Annotated in this window: 19 protein-coding genes; all 19 read left to right on the forward strand. The window is 56.5% G+C overall.

The features are described 5' to 3' along the window. Positions 1-56 precede the first annotated feature (56 nt). Positions 57-2,549 carry an ATP-binding protein gene (locus tag FS806_RS15265; RefSeq protein ID WP_144938200.1) on the forward strand — a complete coding sequence of 831 codons (2,493 nt, stop codon included), beginning with the start codon at positions 57-59 and terminating at the stop codon, positions 2,547-2,549. Next, the gene (locus tag FS806_RS15270) at positions 2,546-4,084 is read left to right on the forward strand and encodes a hypothetical protein (RefSeq protein WP_144938203.1); all 1,539 of its coding nucleotides are present in this window, start codon (positions 2,546-2,548) and stop codon (positions 4,082-4,084) included. Before FS806_RS15265 ends, FS806_RS15270 begins: the two co-directional genes overlap by 4 nt. A gap of 18 nt (positions 4,085-4,102) precedes the next feature. Continuing rightward, positions 4,103-4,342 (forward strand): hypothetical protein, encoded by a 240-nt coding sequence (locus FS806_RS15275; RefSeq protein WP_144938206.1) that lies wholly within the window; start codon positions 4,103-4,105, stop codon positions 4,340-4,342. A 12-nt stretch (positions 4,343-4,354) separates the two neighbouring features. Further along, positions 4,355-4,537, forward strand: coding sequence for a hypothetical protein (locus FS806_RS15280; protein WP_144938211.1), 183 nt, complete (start codon positions 4,355-4,357; stop codon positions 4,535-4,537). Positions 4,538-4,721: 184 nt separating this feature from the next. Further along, the gene (locus FS806_RS15285; protein WP_144938214.1) at positions 4,722-5,666 is read left to right on the forward strand and encodes a M23 family metallopeptidase; all 945 of its coding nucleotides are present in this window, start codon (positions 4,722-4,724) and stop codon (positions 5,664-5,666) included. 21 nt (positions 5,667-5,687) lie between these two features. Beyond that, positions 5,688-5,906: a hypothetical protein gene (locus FS806_RS15290; protein WP_019007327.1), complete on the forward strand. Its 219-nt coding sequence runs from the start codon at positions 5,688-5,690 to the stop codon at positions 5,904-5,906. A gap of 89 nt (positions 5,907-5,995) precedes the next feature. Beyond that, positions 5,996-6,271: a hypothetical protein gene (locus FS806_RS15295; RefSeq protein ID WP_144938217.1), complete on the forward strand. Its 276-nt coding sequence runs from the start codon at positions 5,996-5,998 to the stop codon at positions 6,269-6,271. An 84-nt stretch (positions 6,272-6,355) separates the two neighbouring features. After that, a complete protein-coding gene (locus FS806_RS15300; protein WP_019007329.1) occupies positions 6,356-7,675 on the forward strand; it encodes a DNA cytosine methyltransferase in 1,320 nt (439 codons plus the stop codon). After that, positions 7,668-7,988: a hypothetical protein gene (locus FS806_RS15305; RefSeq protein ID WP_222126676.1), complete on the forward strand. Its 321-nt coding sequence runs from the start codon at positions 7,668-7,670 to the stop codon at positions 7,986-7,988. The genes FS806_RS15300 and FS806_RS15305 overlap by 8 nt, the downstream gene beginning before the upstream one ends. Beyond that, positions 7,982-8,809, forward strand: a complete 828-nt coding sequence (locus FS806_RS15310) for a DNA adenine methylase (protein WP_062494019.1) — start codon at positions 7,982-7,984, stop codon at positions 8,807-8,809. Before FS806_RS15305 ends, FS806_RS15310 begins: the two co-directional genes overlap by 7 nt. After that, positions 8,806-8,997 (forward strand): hypothetical protein, encoded by a 192-nt coding sequence (locus FS806_RS15315; protein ID WP_062494017.1) that lies wholly within the window; start codon positions 8,806-8,808, stop codon positions 8,995-8,997. Before FS806_RS15310 ends, FS806_RS15315 begins: the two co-directional genes overlap by 4 nt. Positions 8,998-8,999: 2 nt before the next feature. Next, entirely contained in the window at positions 9,000-9,194 is a 195-nt protein-coding gene (locus tag FS806_RS15320; protein WP_062494015.1) for a DUF5049 domain-containing protein, read from the forward strand. A gap of 52 nt (positions 9,195-9,246) precedes the next feature. Then, on the forward strand, positions 9,247-10,827 hold the full coding sequence (locus tag FS806_RS15325) for a CpaE/TadZ family protein (RefSeq protein ID WP_225312655.1): 1,581 nt from the start codon (positions 9,247-9,249) through the stop codon (positions 10,825-10,827). After that, a complete protein-coding gene (locus FS806_RS15330; protein ID WP_260982107.1) occupies positions 10,824-11,075 on the forward strand; it encodes a hypothetical protein in 252 nt (83 codons plus the stop codon). Before FS806_RS15325 ends, FS806_RS15330 begins: the two co-directional genes overlap by 4 nt. A 38-nt stretch (positions 11,076-11,113) precedes the next feature. Continuing rightward, positions 11,114-12,232 (forward strand): SAF domain-containing protein, encoded by a 1,119-nt coding sequence (locus tag FS806_RS15335; RefSeq protein ID WP_062494009.1) that lies wholly within the window; start codon positions 11,114-11,116, stop codon positions 12,230-12,232. A gap of 15 nt (positions 12,233-12,247) precedes the next feature. Further along, positions 12,248-12,973, forward strand: a complete 726-nt coding sequence (locus tag FS806_RS15340) for a hypothetical protein (protein WP_062494007.1) — start codon at positions 12,248-12,250, stop codon at positions 12,971-12,973. Beyond that, positions 12,963-13,799 (forward strand): CpaE/TadZ family protein, encoded by an 837-nt coding sequence (locus tag FS806_RS15345; protein WP_062494005.1) that lies wholly within the window; start codon positions 12,963-12,965, stop codon positions 13,797-13,799. The genes FS806_RS15340 and FS806_RS15345 overlap by 11 nt, the downstream gene beginning before the upstream one ends. Positions 13,800-13,802: 3 nt before the next feature. Further along, complete coding sequence (locus FS806_RS15350) at positions 13,803-15,674, forward strand: ATPase, T2SS/T4P/T4SS family (protein ID WP_144938219.1); 1,872 nt, start codon at positions 13,803-13,805, stop codon at positions 15,672-15,674. Then, a complete protein-coding gene (locus FS806_RS15355) occupies positions 15,664-17,736 on the forward strand; it encodes a hypothetical protein (protein WP_144938221.1) in 2,073 nt (690 codons plus the stop codon). Before FS806_RS15350 ends, FS806_RS15355 begins: the two co-directional genes overlap by 11 nt. Positions 17,737-17,740: the final 4 nt, after the last annotated feature.

A 17,740-nucleotide genomic window follows, 5' to 3' on the forward strand; every position in this document is an offset into this window, starting at 1 on the left:
TGCCGCCGCCACATCCGGATCCGATGAAAACAGTTTTTGAAGGGGGGTGAGACGCATTGAAGTTTCCGGTTTTGTATTGGGAACAAAACCTCCTGTTTGACACGCTGCTGAAACCGTGGGCGGTGTACCGCATACCGCTGAAACCGTATGCGTACCAGTCGCCGGAGAAAAAGCGCGGCGCCGTGAGCCAGATGCAGCAGTTTTTGCACAGCTACCATGGCAGCGGCCAATTGTTATCCGTCACCCGGATGATGGACGCTGGCGTGTGGCAACAGCGGCGAATGGGGCAGGGCGCGGAATACGAACGGTATGTGAAAGCGGTCATGCAGCGGTTTGCCGAGCGGCGGCCGTGGCAGCGATCGCTTTATTTGATTTTGCAGCTATCCGCCGTGCACAAGCAGTTTCCGGAAGTGGATTTGTCGGGTTTGCGCAAGACGGGCGAAACACTGCGCGAATGGGCCGGCGCGTTCGGCCGCAACATCCAGGAACAGTTCTGGTACCGCCAGCGCGGGGAACTGGAGATCGAGCGACTGAACATCGCGAAGTCTGCAGAAAGCTTGCAGTTCAATCAGGTAAACCATCATTTGGGCGGCGAGCGGTGCGGACCGCAGGAAATCGAGTGGCTGATCAGGCGCGGCTTCTTTCGTGGATTGGCCGTGGAGCCGGAGCTGACGCTGACGCCGGAGACGATGCGCGAGGTGCGGGTGAAGGGCGAGAAGGTGCTGCTGCGCCCGAAAAAATCATTGCCGGTACTGCTTGCCGCCGACCTTGTCGGCGAAGAAAAAATGAAGACGTGGATCGTGCATCATGACGATGGGGAGGAAGACAGCCGGAAAAGCTTTCAAGCGTTTTTCTCGGTCGTCGATGTGCCGGAGGAGATTTCAACCATCGGGGACGAGTGGCTGTATGCGCTCGAAGACCTGCCTTTTCCCGCCGAGGTCAGCATTCACTTTCAGGTGCAGACGCCGCATGAAGCGGCGGGCGGCTTGCAGCGCAACCGCAAAGTGTTGAAAGACCAGCGCCGCGAATACAAGGAAGCGTCCGAGGAAACGCCGATCACGCTGGAATGGGCTGGCAAGCGCGGAAGGGTGCTGGAGAACAAGCTGCAAAAAGGAATGCCGCTTGTGTGGGCGTCGACGTGGCTCAACGTATCCGCCTCTTCCCGCAAGGAGCTGGAGGAACGTGCGGCGCAGCTGTTGCAATTGTATGCGACCAAGCAAATCCGCGCCGTTCGCTCCCCGGCGGATCAGGTGCTGGCATTCCGGCTTTTTTTGCCCGGTTCCCCGATGGACAAGCAAAACCGGATCCCGATGGATCCGAAGTTTCTGGCTGCAGCCATGCTGCACGGTTCAAGAGAAATCGGCGATCCGGACGGGGATTACATCGGGCGGACGCTGCACCGCATCCCGGTGCTGCTCGATTTGAAGCGGCCGATGTCCAAGGAACTGAACCGTTCCGGGGCGATCGTCATCGTCGGTACGCTCGGATCGGGGAAGTCTGTGCTGAAAAAGACGCTGTTCTACCATGGCTACAACCAGGGCGGCATCGTGTTCTCGATCGATCCCAAGGATGAGGACAGCTGCTTTGCGCTCATCCCGGACATCCGTCAAAACATGGTGCGTCTGAACTTTTCGGCGGATTCGGCGACGAAGTTCAATCCGTTCCGGATGTCCGAAAGCGAGGACCGAGCGCACGGCATTGTGCTGGATTTCCTCAGCTTGCTGCTGGAGGGGACCCGCAATGACGAGCGGGCTGACGCGATCATGGAAGCCGTCGAGCGGACGTTCGAGCAGAAACAGCGCGATCTGTACACCTTTATGCAGGAGCTGGAGCGGGTTTCGGCGGATTCGCCGGTGGAAGCGATCCGGGTGGAAGCCCGCCGCTGCATGAACCGGCTGCAGTCGTACTCGCGCAGCCCGTTCGGAAAGTTTATTTTCGCCCGAGACGGGGAAGAAAACGCGAACTTGAGCGGCGCGCGGTTTATCGTCATTACGCTGGCGGGGTTGCCGCTGCCGAAGAAGCGAAGCGAACGGCTGCATACGGCGCTGACGCCGAACGAGCGGTTCGGTCTCGGCATCATGTATCTGGTCGCCGCGCTCGGACGGGAGTACATGTTTTACAGCCCGCACGATCAGCTCAAAATGTTCGGCATCGATGAAAGCTGGATGCTGAAAGCTTTTCCCGAGGGCGCGCTGCTCATTGATGAGATTATCCGGATGGGCCGTTCCTTTCAGGTCGTCCCGCTGCTGGCGACCCAAAATCCGGGGGATGTGGCTGACGAGGAGACGAGAAACAATCTCGGCTCCATTTTTTGTTTCCGGACGGAAGACCCTCGGGCGATTGCGGACAACCTGACGCTGCTCGGACTCGATCCCGACGATGAGGACATGATCCAGGCGTTCCGTGAGCTGAAAGCGGGGGACTGCTACATGAAAGACATTACCGGCCGGATCGGGCGGGTGCATATCGAGCCGACGCCGGACGATCTGCTCTCCGTGTTCAATACGACGCCGGATCGCATGACGGCGGAAAGGAGGGAAACGATTTGAGACGACGATGCCGCTGCGGGCTTTTGCTGATGGTGTTTATCGCATGCTTCATGGCTTTGGCAAATCCGGATGCCGTTTTTGCGGAAGCGCCCAAAGATATGCTCGACCAGCTGCTGCCGGGCGAAAGCGAGATGGGCATCGAGCCCGGCGACCGGACGCTCGATTACCGCCAGTATCCGACGGATCACTACACCTGGGATTTGGGCTACGACCTTGTGGAGTGGTCCGGATGGAAGCCGAAGCTGAACAACCCGTTTCCGATCATTCTGAACTGGGTCGCCAACGTCGTGTTTATGCTCAGCGCCTTCATCACCCGCCTTTGCATTTTTCTGATGCAGCTCGGCTTTCACACCGATCTGGTCAACGAACAACTGTCGCTCATTCTCCCCATTATGGACGGGCTGCGAACGAGCATCTTCACCAAGTTTTTGCCGTGGGCGCTGGTGCTGCTCGCCGCATGGATGGTCAAGGTCGGGTACTGGAACAACCAGACGACGCGGCTGATGTCCGGCGTGATCGGCTCGATTGTCGTGCTCGTCGGCAGCTATTGGTTTTTCGCGCATTCGGGGCAGAGCATCCGCGCGGTGTCGCAGGCGATGGACAAGCTGACGCAAATAACGATGGGTTCCCTGGCCGCGCCGTACCAGCGCGTGACGGGCGAACAATGGGGGGAGGGACTGGCGAATGCGGCGGATCAGCAGCTTATGGCGACGTCCAACCGGCTGTGGAAGCTGTTTGTCGACCGGCCGTGGCTGATTGGCCAGTTCAACCGTCAGGACGCAGGCGCGGTGCGCATGACGGCGGAGGAAGTCGAAGCGATTCTGGACCGGGCGGAGGACGAGGAGGTAACCATCGGCGTTCAGGCCGGGGATGCGTGGTCGCACTGGATGCGGCAGTATGCGCCCGGCATGACGCAGCGGGATATTTTGCGCAAGGTGCTGGGCGATGCGAAAATCGGCCACGGCGATCATGCGGACGTCCCGTACTTGTTCGCCGGCGGTTCGGCGGGCATCCGCTGTCTGGTGGCGCTGCTGTCGCTGATCGCCACGTTGACGCTGTTGCTCTACGTCGGGACGATATCGCTTATTTTGATTCTGGCGCAGGAGATGGCGCTGGCGATCATTATCCTCGCGCCGGTCGTACTGCTGCTCGGCTTGTTTCCGGAGCGAGGTTTCGTATTTGTGCGCCGCTGGGTCGGCTGGCTGATCGGCGTGCTCGGCACGAAGGTCATTTACGGCTTTTACCTGGGCTTTACGCTGCTCGTCGCCGACATCGTGGCGCGCGGCTCCGGCATCCTGATGCTGCAGCAAATTTTTGTGGCGCTGCTGTTCTTCTGCGCGTTTTTGTTCCGCAAAAAGATTTTGAAGCAGTTGCTCGGCATCTTTCAAGCTCCGTCGCCGCACGAGATGTACGAAACATCCAAAAAAGAGGTTGTGTATCACGTGGGCGAAGCGAAGCAGTCGTGGCACAACGCGAAGGAGCGATCGAAGAAAGCGAAGGACGCCGCGAAGAAGATCATTTCCAAGTTGAAGTAAAAAACGGGAGGAGAGGACATGGTTCGGATCGCGGAATGGCTGCAAAATGAATTTCTGGCGCAGACCGTCATCTTTGCGGAGATTCGGGAGCGCGGGTTGTTTTTCCGGGGAAGGAACCGGTTCAAGGACGTCGAGTTTCTCGTATCCGCGTCGCGGCATGTATGGGTGAGGGAAGCGGGTTGCCGGGAATGGAAACCGACAGGCGTTTACGTGCCGGCAGACGTCATGCCGGAAACGGCAAATCATTCGGCAAGGTAGGAGGGCAGAGACATGCGTTCGATTTCATTTGATCCGAACAAGATGGAACGTCTTGTTCGACGCGATGCGTTCCTCCGGTTTGCGGTCGACGATCTCGTTTCGAAATCCCATTCGAGAAAGAAGGCGCTGGAAATCGTTTTTAACAGCTATGTGCTGGAGGATTCGGTCATGGAAGACAAATACGAGAAGGCATAATCGGGCGGCAAGCCTGCCGGTGAGGGAATGACGATGGATGTTGTAAAGGATTGGGAAGCGCTCGTGTCCGACTTGAGGCGGCGAATACAAAACGGCGACGAATCGTGCCGGCCGCTTTTGACCAAAGCGGAGGCCGCGCTGAAAGAGGCGCGGGAAAAGGACTCGCCGCAGGCAAGGGATCCTCATGGACGTTAGCGGCCTGGTCAAGAAAAAGGTGTTTTGGTGGGTAGTCGGAAGCCTGGGGGCTGCCGGCATTGCGATCGCGCTTTTAGCGATGCTGCTCGTTTTTGCGCTGCTCGGCGTGCTGGTCAGTTCGTCGGATTCTTCTTCCATGGAAGGGATTCCGGTGCCGGAAAATCAGACCTTCGATATTCCCGCTCCGCTGCTGCCGATATATCTCCGGGCCGAAAACGAACAGGCTTCCTGGGCGCGCCTGGCGGCGATTCACAAGATCACGACCGATTTCGGAGCCGAACAAGCGAAACGAATCGATACGACCGGCGTTTTGGGCTTTCCCCGGCTCTTGTGGGAAGCGTACAAGACGGACGGCGACGGTGACGGCAAGATCGATCCGGACAATCCGTTTGACGCGATCTTTTCGCTCGCCGACTATTTGCGGTTGTCCACCCTTGATCCGGATGCGGCGCTGGAAGCGTGGTTTTTAAACCCCAACGATGCGGCGCTCGTTCGGGCAAAGGAAGCGGAGTACGCCGCCATGCTGGTCATGCCGCGAAACTGGCTGTGGCCGGTCATTGGCTATAAAGCTATTTCCAGTCCGTACGGCATACGGACCGACCCGGTGTCGGGCGAACCCGGCGCGTTTCATGACGGGATCGACATCCCCGCGCCGCGCGGCACGCCGGTCGTTGCGACCCAAAACGGGATTGTCATTCAGGTGGTCAAGAGCAACTCCGGGTACGGTAATCTCGTCCGTTTGCAGCATGACGGAGGCGTTCAAAGCTTATACGCCCATTTGTCGGTCATCGGCGTCCGCCGCAGTCAGCAGGTGCTGCGCGGCGAGGTGATCGGCTGGGTGGGAAGCACGGGGAAATCGACGGGACCGCATCTTCATTTTGGCATGTCGCAAAATGGACAATCGGAGGACCCGCAAAACTATTGGAATGATTAAACCGAAGGAGAGTGAACGCAGATGTTGGAGCAACTGCTCCGCTTTCGCGAATGCGAGCATCGGGGCGATTTGGACGCCTATGCCCGCGACGTGTCCCGCTGCGGCGGAAATATTATCGGACGGGAACTGGATGCTGCCGCTGAAAAGGGGTATTTGACCGTAACGTTCTCAAGTGAGGCAGATCGTGAAGCGTTCTGGGAGAGGTTTAAACAAACGGATTCGGCGCCCTTCTGTTCCTAAGCAGCAGTAACAATCAGATCATTTCCATGGCTCTCGAATAGGAGGGCTATTTTTCGTTTCAAAAAACAACCAAAGGAGTTGTGCAGAGCATGGGAAAACCAACTGAAAAAGTAATGACGCGCGGGGTGCAACATTTGAATTTGCCGCCGATCGTCATGAATTTGTTCTTCCGGAAAGCGGAGTCGTTTTTGCCCAAGCATGATTTTCTCGTTTTTGAACCTCAAGGAGACCGCGTTGTTGTCAGCGACGGAAATGGCAAGAAGCTTGACGAGCTGCAAATGAAGCTGCCGGAGAAAGTTTGGGTGAAGTCGGATGATTACGGCAATCATTGGGTCATTACGGCGCTGCTGCCCCGGGAGTATTGAAGCATACAAGTTCAGATAACGGCTGTCCCGTTCGCGGCGCAGACGTTTTTTTGCGCCCGTTTACGCACTCGGGAGGTGACTGTAATGCAGCTTTGGGGACCGTGCATCGATTTGTTTTGCGGCGCGGGAGGGTTATCCTGCGGCTTTGCGCAAGCGGGGTTCGATATCCGTGTCGGCATTGATGTGGATGCGTCCGCGCTGCTTACGTTTGAGCGCAACCATCCGCAGGCGCTGGCCATCAAGGAAGACGTCGCCCGTTTGACGGGAGACAAGCTCCGCGAGCTGGCGGGAAGCGAGACGGTGCTGGGCATGATCGGCGGACCTCCCTGCCAGGGGTTTTCGCTGGCCGGAAACCACGATCCGGACGATGTCCGCAACCTGCTGCCGTATGAATACGCCCGGCTGCTCAAGGAAGCGCAGCCCGCATTTTTTCTGATGGAAAACGTGAAAGGGCTGCTGAGCAAAAAGCAGCGCATTCATTTTGACGCCATACGCGACCTATTTTCGGCGGCGGGCTACAGGCTGGAATGGAAACTGCTCAACGCGTGGGATTACGGCGTGGCGCAGACGCGGGAGCGGGTGTTTATCGTCGGGTTCCGGTCGGATCTGGAGGTCGCTTTTGAATGGCCTCCGCCCGATCCTTCGCGTCCGGTGCTTCGCGATGCTATCGGCGACTTGCCGGATCCGGCGGAGGACGAAACGGCGCTGATGAATCATACGCTGTCCAATCCCCGTCCGGTATCGATGGAGAACCGGCTTCGCAATGCCGGGAAAGGCGTGGCGATGTTCGACTGCAAGGTGCAGGACTGGGAGAAGCCGTGCAAAACGGTAACCGCGCATTTGTCGAAGGATGTCGATCTCGCCCATCCGGGGATGCTGCCGAACCATGCCGGTCATCTTTTTCCCAATGTGCGGGAAGAGAGCCGCTATGATCAGACGAACCGCAGGGCGGGATGGGACGATCCTTCCTTTACGATTACCGCGCACAGCCGTTCGGCGGGGCTGCATCCGAATCACGGGCCGGTGCCGGCGGATCCGGCGCACATTCTGCATCTGGTTTCGCTGGCGGATGCGGACGGGGTTATCCCGCTGGAGGCGCTGGAAGCGGCCATGCCGACAAGGATCCGGGGGCTCAAAGGACGCCAAAAAGTCGGTTCGTGGCAAAAACCGAATCCGACCATTACGGCGAATGCCGGTTTTTATGCCGGGGCGCATTATCATCCGGAGCTGACCCGTCCCCGGCGTTTTACGGTGCGCGAGTGCGCCCGGATACAATCTTTCCCGGACACATTCGTGTTTTACGGCAGCTTGAGCGCACAGTACCGCCAGGTCGGCAACGCCGTGCCGCCCAAGCTGGCTCATGCGCTGGCGCGGCAAATCGCCAACGCTTTATCCATTGTGTAAAACGATTTGTATTAAAACGAATTTGCAATCCGTGAAGAGGTGGGTGAACGTGCGGCAGTTGCAATTGTATGTCAAAGAGATCCGGGGGGCGTATCAGGTCATTGGCGTCGAGCCGGGGAAGGACGTGTACGCATTGGGCAGCCGGGAGAACGCGCGGGAAGCGGTGCGCCATGCGTTGGGATACGCCCGCTTGCTCGGCGTGCCCGAGGATGAGGTTTACTATTGCGGGCATTCGATTCCGCAGCTTGCGGCGCTCGGAGCCGGATCGATAGAGCCCGACACAAAAAACGAAGGAGAGGATCGCCATTGCTGAAAAGTCCGATTCGCTGGCAAGGCGGCAAGTCGCGGTTGCGCGAGGACATTATCCGCCGTTTCCCGCCGCATGTGCTGTATGCTGAAGTGTTCGGCGGCGGGGGCTGGGTGCTGTTCGGAAAAGAACGGTCGAAGGTGGAAGTGTATTCAGACATCAACGCGGAGCTTGTCAATTTTTTCAGAGTCATTCAGGAAGATTGGGAGGCGCTCGCCAAAAGGTTCGAGTGGGCGCTGTATGCCCGCGATGAGTTTGTGCGCATCCTGAACCGGCGGGACGAGGAGCGCGATCCCGTTACCCGCGCCTACGATTTCTATTACCGGGTTTATTCCCATTTCGGCGGAAAATACAACGACTGTGACGATTGGGGGTACACCCGCACCAAACCGGCTTACGACCTGAGCAAGGTCAAGGAAAAGTTCAAACTGGCGCATGAGCGGCTGATCGGCGTGTACATCGAAAACCGGTCGTTCGAAGAAGTTATCCCGCGATACGATTCGCCGGATAGCTTTTTTTATTGCGATCCGCCGTATCTCGGACTTTCCGGTTACCTGTACAAGTTCGATGAAACGCATCACCGGAAATTGCGCGAGTTGCTCGGCGGCATCAAGGGCAAGTTTTTACTCAGCATCAACGACCACCCGCTCATCCGGGAATGGTACGCGCCATACGTGATTGAGGAAGTGGAAACGCGCTACACCATCGCCAAACAACTGAAAGGGCGGCAGCCGGCAAAGGAACTGCTCATTTCCAATTATCCGCCCGCTGCAGAGATGCCGATCGATCATAAGCCGGGGGTTAAAGAAAGGAAGGACAAGGGATGAATAATCAGGTTCGCATCGAGCCGAAAGGCGGAAAGTTTGCCGTTGTGCTGGAGCATGATGGATCAACGCAGGAAATGGATGTGCGGGATACGTACCAGGAAGCGGAAAAGTATGCGTTTTATGTGGCGAGCCGCGTCAAACTGGATGTCTATTACCGGGGACTAAAATTGGATGAAAGGAAGGGTTGACCATGGTGACAGTCCCGAAAAAGGTGCTGGAAGGACTGGAGGCGGTGCGCAGGCTTGGGGCGGTCAACATGCTCGATCGTCCGGGAGTCATTCATTGGGCTGACAAGCTTGGGTATCCCGAAACGGCCCAGTGGATCCGGGAAAATCCGAAAAAGTATTCGGAAGGCGTGTTTACCGGATTCGAGGCAGAATCATAAAAAACAACTTTGAAATCACCGGCCGGTTGGAGAGGAGGTGTTTGATTTGCAGGTGGTGTTGTTTCGTCCTCACCAGCGTCGTCGGCAAGCGTGGGCCGAGCGGCTGCGAAGATCGGGCTATGACATCAAATTCGTTCATGATCCGGAGCGGATATCCGGGGAGACGAAGCTTGTCGTCATTGATACGGCGGTCGGAAGATGGAAGGAATATGTCCGGCTGATGCAAAAGCAAGGGCTGCCCATTGTATTGTTGACAGACGGCGATTTGCAGTTGACGGAGGAGGAACTCGCATCGCTCGGCGCAGCCGGAACAGTGACGCAGGAAGAGGCAACAGACCGGGTCCTTGCCAAGTTCCTTCGCTTGAATGAAAATCATCCGACGGATCGGACAGAAACAGAAGCGCAAGCTTCGTTTCCGCAGTACGTAAGAGGGTTAAAACTGATGGCTGAAGAGTCTGGTGCGCAGGAATCGGAACAGGCCGATTCGATCCAGGATGAGGACAGTGAGTTGGAATCAACGGTTGCCGAATCGGAAACCGAACAGGCGATCCAGAGGAATATGGTCACAAGCAGTACGCTGTCACAGCGAAAAGCGGCTCGGCAGAGATCGGCGGAACATCCTTCCACGAAGACCATTCCTGCTATTGGTCAAGCTCCTGCCTTGGCTTCGGATGAAGTGCTTATGCGGGACTTAAAGCCGCCTCTAACGGAAGACGAAGAACAAGAGCCGCCCTCCAGTCCGGCGAAGGGACCAACAACGATAACGGACGAGAAAATACAGACTTGGCCGGATGACCCGTTTGCGCAGGTCGCGGCTCAGACGCCGCTTCTTCCTCCCTCTGCGAAAAGCCGGGATCTCCCTTCGATCGCGGCGGTCTATGCGTCCAAAGGGGGCGTGGGCAAAACGACGTTTCTTTTACATCTGGCTGCGATTTTGGCAAAAGAAGGACGACGGGTTTGCGTCCTCGATCTGGATCTGATGCACGGTACGGTAGCTTCGATGTTGCAAATACAACCGAATAAAACGATCGTCGATCTGGTTCGTCGGATCGATGATCCGAAAGCGTGCAGAGCCTGTCTTCTCCAAACGAAGATGGGCTTTTCCATTGTCGCCGCGCCTTCGCAGCCATGTACGTTTCGGATGCAGCGTGAACAGCTATTAGCAGTCCTTCGGTTCTTGAATGAGGAAACGGATATCGTGCTGATCGATACGCCTGTCCATTTCGACAGCCTGATCAAGTTGGCTTTGGAGCAGGCCGAGCAGCTATTCCTAGTGGCAACCGATGAGCCGGCCAGTATGAAAAGCCTTGCACGAATGAAGCCGCTGCTCAACAACCTTCGTCCGACGCCAGAGCTTTACATGATATGGAACCGGCTTATGGAACAGGCACCCAAGGAGCAGTGGCGCGAGAACCTGCCGTGGCCGGTGATGTTAGAATTGCCGGAAGATCCTACGGTCAGCAAGGCGGTTCGAATCGGTCAGTGGATCGCAAGTTCGCCTTGCAGTCCGTATCGTCTGCGGGTGAAACAGCTTGCGGACCGTTGGCTGGGGGTGGAGCCGGAGCGTCCAGGGGACAAGCGGAACCTGCTCAGGCGTTTGCTGTCCAACCGGAACTATATGAAAACAACGTGAGAGGCGGTGAAAGAGACATGAAAGTGCTCGAAGCGGAAGTAGTCCATCCCATCAATGCCAGAGGCGGCCTGTATGTTCTGATCGAAGGAACGCAAGCGGAAGTTTATAAGGGGGCGTCGGATCGTCTGGCCGTGGAGACCGCGAACCGTCTTGGATGGAAGGGTGACGGTCAAGCGACCACCGGCATCCCGACACGGGAAGGCGTCGATCTGTACACGCGCGCGTACTGGTTTCACGAAAAGCGATAACCCCGCGTTTCGAAAAAAAGAAAGGAGAATGACAAGCCATGAACAGCCGACAACAAAAACGAGTCATCATTGCATCCATCGCAGGAGGATTGGTGCTGCTCCTTTTTGCGCTGGCCCTTGTGTTCTATTTTCAGGCGAAACAAGCCAGCTTTGAGGAGCAGCTTCAGTCCGAATACGATACGAAGATCAAGGAATGGGAGTCGAGGGAACAGGCGGCGATAACAAGGGTGTTGGCGGCCAGCCGCAGCATTCCGGCTGGAACCACTCTACAAGCGGGAGATGTCAAAGCGGTGGAGGTGCCCGCCGTTCAGGCGGCAACCGGGAGCCTCAAGGAGCCAAGCGAGGCTGTCGGCAAAATCACCAAGATCGATTTGCAGCCGAACACGCAGCTCGTCGTTTCGATGCTGTTTGAAGACAAGCCGATTCCGAGGGATTTAAGGGTGCAAGAATTTAATGTCATCCAGTTGCCGACGAATCTGCAAAAAGGGCAGTTTGTCGATGTGCGGATCAACTTCCCGACCGGCGAGGATTTTATCGTCCTCAGCAAAAAGAAAGTCCGGGAACTGTCCGGCACGATCGTTTGGTACGAAATGAACGAAACTGAAATCCTGATGGTTTCCAGCGCCATCATCGACGCCTATCTGCAAGGGGCCAAGCTGTACGCGCTCACCTATGTCGATCCGGGCATGCAGGAAGCGGCAGTTGCCAACTACCCGTCCAACCCGAAGGTGCTCGACCTGATGGAACGCGATCCGAACATTTTGGAAGAAGCGAAAACCGCGCTCGCTCGCCAACTTCGCACGAAGCTTGATAACAACCTGAAAGCAATGAGCGATACGGACAAAATGAGGGTGATCAGCGGCAGCGTCACTGTTCAGCAGCAACTGCAAAATGAGCGCATTACGACGCAGCAAAACAATGAATTCCGGCAGAGCATTCAGCAGCAGGTTCCAGCATCAACCGGCAGACAAAATAATCAAGCGGAACAAACAACATCGAATCCAAAGGAGCCTGCAACACCGTCAAGTGTGCTGCCTTCGTCCGAACCAGCAAAGGAAACGCCGGCATCGACCCAGACACCGGACCATGTCAACAATTCGCCCAAGACGGATCGGCTCGAAGATGTGTTTGATCAGCCTAAGACCGGCGGCTCATAAAGGAAGGAGGCCGACATGAAACAAGTTGTTTTTTTCGGTGCGCCGGATAAAAGCCATTTGCTGCTTGTGCTGGGCAAGCTGCTGGCAGCTGCCGGGCAGCGGGTGCTGCTTGTCGATTCGACGGTCGCGCAGTCGGTACAAGGGTATCTCCCGCCGTCGGATGAGCGTCCGGGCGCTTTTGTGACCGAGTATGAAGGACTGGACGTCGCTGGAGGGTTTATTACGTACGGCCAGCTGGATCGCTATTTGAAGCAAACAGAAGGCAAGTGGCCGCATTACGACGTGATGCTGCTTGATACGGATCATGCCGAATTTGTCAAAGGGCTGGAGTTGCAGGCGTTTGCTCATCGCGTCTGGTGCAGCAGCTTCGAAAAATTGTCGCTCAAGAAAAACGCAGAATTGATGCAGCGGCTGTGTCTGGCGAAATCCGCCACGCAGCCGCTGAAGCTTTTCAAGCTGATTTACCCATACGTGCAGTCCACGATAACCGAGGCGTATATTCATTCGCACTACGATGCTGATCTTGTCCTGTGGCAGGATCCGGTATTCCGCATTCCGCTCGATGACAGGGATGTTTCGGCCAAAATCGATAATCAGCATCACGCCCGGATCGATGTGAGAAAGCTGTCCAGAGCGTATGTCCGGACGGTGCTGTCCCTATCGAAGACGCTGTTCGAAATGAACGGGCGAACTGTCAAAACGGCTTGGAAACGGGTAAGGAGGAATCGCCGTGGGAGTTAGCGTCGTCTTCTGGAGTCCGGTGCCGGGACAAACGGGCAACACTACGAACCTGATCGCCGTCGCCGCGCTGCTTGGTCTCGAATATTCCGCCCGAATGCTTTTGCTCGGCCATTTGCAAAGCCGGCGCGCTGTCATCGAACAGGCGTTTCTGAAGTGGCGATCACAGGCGGGGGGCGAACCCGCTTTTACTGCGGACTCCGGCATTGATGCCTTAGCGCGGCTGGCTCAAAACCGCAAGATGACATCGGAGATGATTCGGGACTACACATTGCCGCTGCTGAAGGACCGTCTCGACCTGCTACCGGGTTCGAACAAGGCCGACAAAACGTTTATTCCCGGCATGAAAGAAGTGCTTCTGCCGCTGCTGGATACGGCGAGGCGCTACTACGACCTGACGCTAATCGACGGCGGCAGCGGCTTGGGATCCGGATGGACGCAGGCGCTGCTGGAAAACGCCGATCTGGTGGTGGTCAGCCTGAACCAGAACCACTTCGTGTTGGAGCGGTATTTTCAGCAGCAAGAGGAATTTTTGCTTGGAAAAAAGCTGGTTCTTGTTGTGGGGCAGTACGATCGGTACTCCCAACACACAGCCAAAAATACCGCCAGGAAGCATAAGGTAAGCGTTCCGCTTTATCCGGTTCCGCATCATGCTGGGTTCATGGATGCATCGCAGGATGGCCGTGCAATTGACTTCATGTTTCGAAACCGCAGCGTGCCGGGTGACCATGAGAATCATTTTTTCATGCAGTGTGTCCGGATGCTGGCGCAGGCGGTCATCGAACGAGCCGGATTCAACAAGCCGTTTTTCGGCGGGAAGGGGGAGTAGCAGATGCTTGGGCTATTGAACGGATTGCTCATCCTCATGCTTCTCCTGCTCTCGGCCGCGCTGCTGTACTTCCGCATGAGCGGACGCAAGCTGGAGAAGCTGCCGGAGGAACGGGTCTACTCCGTTGACGCGATGACTGCGTACGTGAAACAGGCGCTGCATGACCTGACGAGCAGCAACCTGTATGATCTCGGTTTATCCGAAGAGGAATTCCGGCGCCGGAAAAACAAAAGGGCCGAACTGAAGAAGGCGCTGCGCGGCTGCACATCCGGGGATTTGCGGGACAAGGCGTATGTAAAGCAGTTTTTATACGATCTTCTTTTGCAGACGTATCAACTGGACGAGGGGAACATCAACCGGATCATCCCGTTCGACGATCCGTACGAGCTTACGCCGCAGGACCAGTTCGAGATACTGCTGCATCAGTACAAGAAACGGTACCGTTTCGATGCGCTCGGCGAACTCATTCGCAAATACGGGCTGGACCGGCCCAAGCTCGGGATAGAGGACGGGCAAACCGAATCGTACCGGATCACTGCCGAGGAAATCCACGACATTTATAAAAAGGAAGCCAGGCGGCTGCATTTCGAGGACAAGCTGCGAATCGTGGTGCAGCGTATTTACCAGCAATACAAAGGCTTCAGCGTCGTGGATGAAATCCGGGATATGAAAATCGACGGCGTGTCGGCCGGTGTGTCCGGTTTGCCGCCTTCCGTATGGGAGGGGGAATGGGAGTTTCAGGCAGATGCGCTGCTGCGTGAAGTACCGAAGTCCCACGACAGCGTCTGGATTTTTTACAAAGGGAAATCCATTCATCTCAGCTTCCTCTCCTTCGGCTCGGAGCAAGAACTAAAGCGCGTCTGCCAGAACATCTACAAGCACAATTATCCAGGACAATTGTCGGAAGCGAACGGCTTCAAAGTGAATGAGATGGCCGACGGCTCCCGCGTCGTTGTGCTGCGCCCCCGATTTTCGGAATCGTGGGCGTTTTTTGTTCGCAAATTCGATGTGCAGAGCGCCACGCTGGAGCAGCTCATCCGGAACGACAATGCCCAACTCCCTGTTGGGCTGATTGCCTTTCTGGTTAAAGGTGCACGGATTACTGCTATTACTGGTGCACAGGGGAGCGGGAAAACGACGCTGCTGATGGCAATGGTCAAGTTCATTTCCGCGACCTTTACGATTCGGGTGCAGGAAATGAGCTTCGAGCTTCACTTGCGGAAAATCTACAAGGACCGCAATATCCTCAGTTTCCGCGAGACGGAAACCATTTCTGGGCAGGACGGGCTGGACATCCAGAAAAAGACGGACGGCACCGTGAACATTCTCGGCGAGGTGGCGACAGATCCGGTCGCGGCGTGGATGATCCAGATGGCGCAGGTCGCCTCGCTGTTCACGCTTTTTACCCACCATGCCAAAACATTCCGCGACCTCGTCTATTCGCTTAGGAACTCGCTGCTGAAGACCGGCGTGTTTACGAACGAAAAGGTCGCCGAGCAGCAGGTGATCAGCGTCATCAATTTCGACATTCATCTGAAACGCGATGTGAACGGGCACCGCTACATTGAGCGGATTACCGAATGCGTCCCGCTAGACCAGGAGACGGATTATCCCGTTCCATACCGGCAGATGGACAAGCTCGAAGACAAGATGGCCGCGTTTATGGATACGGCTGTCGAATATTTCCATCGTTCCACCGACCGAAAGCTGTACGAAGCACGGAATGTGATCGAATTCCGGGATGGGAAGTATGTAGCGGTGCATCCGATATCGGACCTGAACGTGAAAGAGATGCGGGAGCACATGCCGGAACCGGATCGCGCGGCATTCGCAGCGTTCCTGGCGGCGAATTGGGGTGAGCGCAATGGAGCTTAAATCGTTGCTGTCCTTTGGGCTTGGCGGTGCGGTCGTGTTTTTTCTTGCCGCTGTCCTGCTGTTCCAATGGCTGTCCCGCAAAAATACGGGCGCGGGTTCGATCCGGGAATATGAGGAATTGCGGCTGCCCGGCAAATCGACCCGCAAGCATGCCGCGCACAGCCTGTTGCAGCGCATTTATGCAGCGTGCGAACGGATTCCTCTCTTGCGCGCCTATCTGACGACGATCCGCAAGCGGCTGTCGGCGCTGCAACCTTACGACGAATGGAAGCTGCGGCTGGAGACGATCAAGATCGCGCTTGCGGCATGGGGTGTCCTGTTGGCCGCCGCCATTCCGCTGGTCTTGTTTATTCGAGACCCGATGACGCTGCTCATGATCGCAACCGGCATATGGGCGCTTCACGGGATGATCACGGACGTGTTCGTTCACCGTTTGGAAAATCGGCTGCTCCGCCAGCTGCGCCACTTTATGGCCGATGTACGGCATCACTACCACCGGCACGGCATGGTGGAGGAAGCGATTTACGACGCAGCGGAAGCCTCTCCGTACGAGATGGCTTTGCACGGGCAGGAAGTGTATGTGGTCCTGACTGCCAGCCATCCGGAACAAAAATTGGAGCAGTACTATGAAGTCGCTCCGAACCGCTTTCTGAAGGGACTGGCCGGCATATCGCATCTGGTCAAGGAATACGGGGACAAAACGTTGCAAAACGGATCGTTGTACTTGAAGGCGCTCGGGAAGCTGACGACCGAACTGAATCTGGACATTTTGCGGCGGGAGAAGCTCAGTTACTTGCTGCAAGGACTGACGGTGATCGCGCTCATCCCGATTTTGTTCACCAAGCCGATCGAAAGTTGGGCGCGAAAATACTTCCCGGCGATGGACGATTTTTACGCCGGCAAGCTCGGCTGGATCACGAAAATGGTCATCTTGCTCATCATTCTCTGCTCGTATGTGCTGCTTCGCAACATGCGGGAATTGGATGGTGAACACAAAGCAAGGCGGCGCAAGCCGTGGGAACAGCGTGCTTACGATCTTCCGTGGGTACGCCGGGTCATCGACCGGATTTCTCCCGAACCTGGCACTCGCGAAGTCGCCCGCTGCGTCATGCTGCTTAAAGAAACAAAATCGCCGCTCCGCTTGGAGTGGTTTTTTGTGCAGAGAGTGACGATAAGCGCTCTCGCTTTTCTGCTTGTGCTCGGTTTGTTTGTAACGCTGCATGCGGTGACGAAACACCAGCTGCTTTATGCGTCCGTGAAGCCGGAAACGATGTTCGGCCGCCTTTCGCCGGAGGAAGAGGCGAAAGCCAGGCAGACAGCGGCGTTTGACCGCCGGATCATGGCAGATGTGAAGGGGGTGAAAACCAAGCTCTCGGAAGCGATTTTCGACGAGCTGCGCAAAGACCCGCAGTTTGCGCGGGAGGAGGCGCAGCTTCGTGCCGCCTCGCAGCGCATCCTGAACAAAATGGAGGCGGTAGACGGCGAGTACCTGAAGTGGTGGGAGGTGATGCTCGCCCTGTTGATCGGCTGGGGCGGCTACTTTGCGCCGGTCGGCATCCTGTTGTTCCAGCGGCAAATGCGGCATATGGAGATGAAGCACGAGGTGGACCAGTTCCATTCGGTGATTGCCATGCTGTCGGAGATGGACCGGATGTCGGTGGAGCACCTGCTGGAGTGGATGGAGCGGTTCGCCTTGATTTTCAAGGAACCGATCCAGCACTGCCTCTTGCATTATGAGCATGGCGCGGAACAGGCGCTTGAGGAACTAAAGGAACAAGCGCCGTTTCTTCCGTTTGTCCGCACGGTGGAGAAGCTGCAACTGGCGGTGGAAAAGATTCCGATCCGGCAGGCATTCGATGATTTGGAATCCGAGCAAGCCTTCGCCCAGGAGCAGCGCAAGCAGGATTACGAGCGGTTGATTGAAACGAAAGCGGGATGGGGGAAAATGATCGGCTTCGCGCCGATGATGTCCCTCATTTTCGGTTATCTGGTATTCCCGCTCGTCTATGTCAGCCTCAGTCAAATGTCGGTGTATTACGAGCAGATTCAAAAAATCCAATAAGCAA

It is taken from the genome of Paenibacillus sp. 32O-W, from assembly GCF_007679495.1.
Taxonomy (GTDB): domain Bacteria; phylum Bacillota; class Bacilli; order Paenibacillales; family NBRC-103111; genus Paenibacillus_L; species Paenibacillus_L residui.

What these genes read in the sequence shown, in the direction of transcription:
- FS806_RS15275 (WP_144938206.1), top strand. Translation starts at nt 4,103, where the DNA reads ATGGTTCGGATCGCGGAATGGCTGCAAAATGAATTTCTGGCGCAGACC.
- FS806_RS15280 (WP_144938211.1), top strand. Translation starts at nt 4,355, where the DNA reads ATGCGTTCGATTTCATTTGATCCGAACAAGATGGAACGTCTTGTTCGA.
- FS806_RS15285 (WP_144938214.1), top strand. Translation starts at nt 4,722, where the DNA reads ATGGACGTTAGCGGCCTGGTCAAGAAAAAGGTGTTTTGGTGGGTAGTC.
- FS806_RS15290 (WP_019007327.1), top strand. Translation starts at nt 5,688, where the DNA reads ATGTTGGAGCAACTGCTCCGCTTTCGCGAATGCGAGCATCGGGGCGAT.
- FS806_RS15295 (WP_144938217.1), top strand. Translation starts at nt 5,996, where the DNA reads ATGGGAAAACCAACTGAAAAAGTAATGACGCGCGGGGTGCAACATTTG.
- FS806_RS15300 (WP_019007329.1), top strand. Translation starts at nt 6,356, where the DNA reads ATGCAGCTTTGGGGACCGTGCATCGATTTGTTTTGCGGCGCGGGAGGG.
- FS806_RS15315 (WP_062494017.1), top strand. Translation starts at nt 8,806, where the DNA reads ATGAATAATCAGGTTCGCATCGAGCCGAAAGGCGGAAAGTTTGCCGTT.
- FS806_RS15320 (WP_062494015.1), top strand. Translation starts at nt 9,000, where the DNA reads ATGGTGACAGTCCCGAAAAAGGTGCTGGAAGGACTGGAGGCGGTGCGC.
- FS806_RS15335 (WP_062494009.1), top strand. Translation starts at nt 11,114, where the DNA reads ATGAACAGCCGACAACAAAAACGAGTCATCATTGCATCCATCGCAGGA.
- FS806_RS15340 (WP_062494007.1), top strand. Translation starts at nt 12,248, where the DNA reads ATGAAACAAGTTGTTTTTTTCGGTGCGCCGGATAAAAGCCATTTGCTG.
- FS806_RS15350 (WP_144938219.1), top strand. Translation starts at nt 13,803, where the DNA reads ATGCTTGGGCTATTGAACGGATTGCTCATCCTCATGCTTCTCCTGCTC.
- FS806_RS15355 (WP_144938221.1), top strand. Translation starts at nt 15,664, where the DNA reads ATGGAGCTTAAATCGTTGCTGTCCTTTGGGCTTGGCGGTGCGGTCGTG.